Consider the following 4,116-nt stretch of genomic DNA (forward strand, 5'->3'; position numbering starts at 1 on the left):
CGCGCTACCAGGCCGATTTCAATCCCGTCGACATGTTCGACGCCGGTCCCGCCGGCTACAGCGCGAGCTTTTCGTTGGACCCGGGCGCCGGCGACGACATGCCAACACGGGTTTTTGCGCGGCCGGTCGAGGTGCAGATCACGGGCTCGGCGCTGATCTATGACATCGCCGATCCCAGCGGCGGCAAGGGCGAGCCGGTCAAACCGCTCGCAGCAACCTATCCGGATCTGCGCAGGTTCATCCGCGAAGGCTATGTGCGCTACGCCTTCACCCGCTTCGGCGTCGCCTATGTGGTGTCGATCCAATGCCTCGACAGCGTGGCGAAGCCGCGCCGGCTCGCCTGCAAGGAAGCCTCTCCGGTTGCCGAGCGTTTCCTGAAGGCGCTACGCATCGCCGGCGGCCAGCGCATGCGGCCGTTGACGGACGTCGCCTCCAGCGTCATCGATCGTCCCTCAGCGCGTTCGCCGGAATTCGGCTACCGGCCGAGCGGCGACATCATCCCGAACACCGGCTACCGCAACAAGAGCGGCCATCCCGATGTGATGGCCTATGCCCAGATTCGCTTTCCCCTCGAAAAGGCGCCCGCCTTCGTGCGCTCGCAATCCTACGGCAAGCGCGACAGGAGCGACGGGCCGACCGCCTATCCCTGGCGCGACAATTTCTGCGAGTCGCGCAGCTTCGAGGTCTGGCAATGCGGCGGCGGTTACGGCCACCAGGGCGAGGACATCCGTGCGGCCGGGTGCCCGCCGCAGGGCGAGGGCGGCGAGCGCTGCGACCCCAAGCAACGCGGCGTGGTCGCGGTGCGCGACGCCATGGTGATCCGCGGCTCCAAGGACCAGGCCGCCACGCTTGAGATCAACGGCCGCACCGAGCACATCCGCTTCCGCTACATGCACATGAACCCGCAGGCGATGAACGCGGACGGCCTGCTCAACGGCCGCCTCGTCACCGAGGGCGAGAAGATCGGCGTGGTCTCGAACTATCTCGACCATCCCGCCGGCACCTCCATGCACCTGCACTTCGACGTGCAGGTCTTCACCCGCGACGGCTGGATCTGGGTCAGTCCCTACATCACGCTGGTCTCGGCCTATGAGCGCCTGATCCGCGCCCGCGGCCGCGAGGTCGGCCCCGAGATCGCGGGCGCCCCGCAGCCCGTGGCACATGCGCTGCCCGAGGATGTGATCAAGCCGGATTTGCGCGAGGGATCGAGCAGCGAAGAGAACTGAAACCCAAGCCTGTTAATTTGCAGGCTCGGCCTTCTCGGTGTCGTCCCGGCGATTGGCGGGAATGCCGTCGCACAATCGCATGGCGCCGCATCCCACGAGCGGATTCCGTCTGGCCCCAGAATTGCTTGGCTACCGGTAGCCAAGGCGAAACCCCGCCTTCGCAAGCGTTGCATCGAAGCAAAGCGAAGGGAATCACATGCGTTTTCTCACCACGGCGGCCGTTCTGGCCGTCGCGTTTGCCGCGCCGGTTCATGCGCAGGAATTGAGCGGCACGTTGAAGAAGGTCAAGGAGACCGGCGCGATCACACTCGGGATACGCGACAGTGCCGTACCCTTCAGCTACATCGACGACAAGCAGAAGATCGTCGGCTACGCCATCGACATCTGCATGAAGATCGTCGACGAGATCAAGGCCGAGCTCAAGCTGGACAAGCTCGAGGTCAATGAGAGCATTGTCACCTCGTCCAGCCGCATTCCGTTGATGGCGAACGGCACCGTCGACCTCGAATGCGGCTCGACGACCAACAACGCCGACCGCCAGAAGCAGGTGTCCTTCACCAACACGCATTTCCTCACGGCAAGCCGCTTCGTGTCCAAGAAGGCGCTGAAGCTCGACCAGGTCGACGACCTCAAGGGCAAGGCCGTCGTCTCGGTCTCAGGCTCGACCAACCTGACCCAGCTCAACAAAGCCAACGCTGCACGCTCCATGGGCATCACCGTGATGAACGCCAAGGACGTCCCCGAGGCGTTCCTGATGGTCGAGACCGACCGCGCTCAGGCATTCGTCATGGATGACATCCAGCTTGCGGCCATGATCGCCTCCTCGAAGGATCCATCGCTCTACGCCATCAGCACCGGCGCCTTTTCGGATCCGGAGCCCTACGGCATCATGCTGCGCAAGGACGACGCGCCGTTCAAGGCCGTGGTCGATCGGGCGACCGCCAAGCTCTACAAGAGCCCGGAAATCGAGAAGATCTACAACAAATGGTTCATGGAGCCGGTGCCGCCGCGCGGCCTGAACTTCCACGTCCCGATGCCGGCCTCGATGAAGAAGTCCTTCGAGCACCCGTCGGACAATCCTGATCCGGCGTCGTACGGAGGCTGACGCGGGGCACGGCGCGTAGCCCGGATGGAGCGCAGCGACATCCGGGGGTCTTCTTGCGCAGATGCAGCGGTCCCGGATTGCGCTTCGCTCCATCCGGGCTACCGGCTACTCCAACAACGTCGTGAGCTGCGCGCCTTCGTCCGCCACGAACACCGCGATCAATTCCGCAGGCTCCGTGACGCTGGCATTGGCCGAGACCAAATGCGTCGAGCCCGGCGGCTCGAAGAAGGACTGGCCGACCCCAAACGTCTCGACCGGGCCACCGCCAAGCTGGGAGCGGATTTCGCCCTTGGTGATGTAGGCGGTCACCGAGCCTGCGTGACGGTGCGGCCGCGAAAACCCGCCGGGACCGTAGAACACGCGCACGATGGTGACGCGCTTGCCCGGGACGTTGGGCAGCGCGTAGGAGCCGATCGGCTCGACCTTGTCCAGCGGCGAGCTCTCGGCGGGGTTGGCGCAAAGCGGCGCCAGCGCAGCGGAGACCGTGTCCATCGTGACCGGCAGCGCCTTGCCGAGCGCGACAGCGCACGCCAGCCCGCCGACGACAGCGAGGATCGTCGCGCGCGATGGCGACGGCAATTGTCGCGGCGCAGCGGCCAAACTCAGTCCAGTCATGTCCACCTCCTCTTCATGCCTTCAGGATGCCGCGGCATTCGCCGCGACCGGCCGCTTCGCCGGCGTCCAGCGATAGGCCGCGCCAAAACGGTTCCAGACGTTGATCGAGGCCACCGCGGATGTCAGGTACATCAGCTCGGTCTCGGAGAATTCGCGAGCAGCCTCCGCATGGACTTCATCGCTGACACCGTCGGGCAGACAGGTCAGCGCCTCGGTCCAGGCCAGCGCGGCGCGCTCGCGTGCGGAGAAGACCGGCGCCTCGCGCCAGACCACGACCAGATTGAGCTTGTCGACGGGAACGCCGATCCGCTCGGAGAGCAGGATGTGATGCTGCAGGCAAAAGGCGCAGCCATTGATTTGCGAGGCGCGCAGCTTGACGAGTTCGAGGAGCTGCTTGTCGAGGCCGGCCTTGGCCGCAAGCTGGCCAAGCGCCAGCACCAGATCATAGGCATCGGGCGCGAGGCGCTTGAAATCATCGTATTCGCTGCGGGCCTGTGACATTGCGGTTCACCTCGTCTTATTATAAGAGCACTTACATCTTATAAGAGCTCTCATATGACGCGCAAGACGGCTGACATCACGAGACCGCAACCGCGGCAGAAAACGGCATCCCGAAAGCACGCCGACCCGCCGGCCGCCGACGGCGCGCCGCGCGTGCCCGCTCCCGGCGAAGGCAAGCGCGGCGAAGAAGGCTATCTCGGCTATCTGCTGCGCCAGGCCCACGCCGCGGTCCGGCTGACGATGGAGCGAACGCTCGCCGACCTCGGCGTGACCTCGCCGCAATTCGCCGTGCTGACGATGCTCAATGCCTATCCCGGCCTGTCGGGCGCCGACGTCGCCCGTCTCACCTTTCTGACGCCCCAGACCGTCGGCGTGATCATCCGCAATCTCGAGCGCGACGGGGCGATCGTGATGACGCCTCATCCCGTCCACGGCCGCATCCAGCAATGGACGCTGACGCCGCGCGGCATGACGCTGCTGAAAGCTTGCCGGGAACGTGTGATTGCACTGGAGAAGCGCCTCGCGGCGGGCCTGGATGCCAAGGCAGAAATCGCAATCCGGCGCTGGCTCGCCGGCATCGCAACCGATTTGCAGGACGATTAGGCAGTCCGCATGCGCCGAACGCCGGGACGAAGCCTAATCGCCTCCGCCGCCTCCGCCGTCTCCGTC

At 65.3% G+C, this 4,116-nt stretch carries 5 protein-coding genes; 3 read left to right on the top strand and 2 right to left on the bottom strand.

The features are described 5' to 3' along the window. Positions 1-1,226 (top strand): M23 family peptidase (locus ACXJL8_RS35575; protein ID WP_456686505.1); only part of this gene is annotated, 1,226 nt, incomplete at its 5' end. Between the two features lie 196 nt (positions 1,227-1,422). After that, the gene (locus tag ACXJL8_RS35580; protein ID WP_456624031.1) at positions 1,423-2,331 is read left to right on the top strand and encodes an amino acid ABC transporter substrate-binding protein; all 909 of its coding nucleotides are present in this window, start codon (positions 1,423-1,425) and stop codon (positions 2,329-2,331) included. Positions 2,332-2,436: 105 nt separating this feature from the next. Here ACXJL8_RS35580 and ACXJL8_RS35585 read toward each other — a convergent pair whose 3' ends face one another. Together ACXJL8_RS35585 and ACXJL8_RS35590 are read right to left on the bottom strand one after the other, a co-directional pair. Further along, a complete protein-coding gene (locus ACXJL8_RS35585) occupies positions 2,437-2,946 on the bottom strand; it encodes a cupin domain-containing protein (protein WP_456624030.1) in 510 nt (169 codons plus the stop codon). A gap of 21 nt (positions 2,947-2,967) precedes the next feature. Beyond that, complete coding sequence (locus ACXJL8_RS35590; RefSeq protein WP_456624029.1) at positions 2,968-3,447, bottom strand: carboxymuconolactone decarboxylase family protein; 480 nt, start codon at positions 3,445-3,447, stop codon at positions 2,968-2,970. 54 nt (positions 3,448-3,501) lie between these two features. Here ACXJL8_RS35590 and ACXJL8_RS35595 point away from each other — a divergent pair, with 54 nt between their 5' ends. After that, positions 3,502-4,050 (top strand): MarR family winged helix-turn-helix transcriptional regulator, encoded by a 549-nt coding sequence (locus tag ACXJL8_RS35595; protein ID WP_456624028.1) that lies wholly within the window; start codon positions 3,502-3,504, stop codon positions 4,048-4,050. Positions 4,051-4,116 lie beyond the last annotated feature (66 nt).

This window comes from Bradyrhizobium sp. P5_C11_2 (genome assembly GCF_054049755.1).

Excerpts from the sequence above, each read along its gene's own strand:
- ACXJL8_RS35580 (WP_456624031.1), top strand. The coding sequence starts at position 1,423 with ATGCGTTTTCTCACCACGGCGGCCGTTCTGGCCGTCGCGTTTGCCGCG.
- ACXJL8_RS35590 (WP_456624029.1), bottom strand. The coding sequence starts at position 3,447 with ATGTCACAGGCCCGCAGCGAATACGATGATTTCAAGCGCCTCGCGCCC.
- ACXJL8_RS35585 (WP_456624030.1), bottom strand. The coding sequence starts at position 2,946 with ATGACTGGACTGAGTTTGGCCGCTGCGCCGCGACAATTGCCGTCGCCA.
- ACXJL8_RS35595 (WP_456624028.1), top strand. The coding sequence starts at position 3,502 with ATGACGCGCAAGACGGCTGACATCACGAGACCGCAACCGCGGCAGAAA.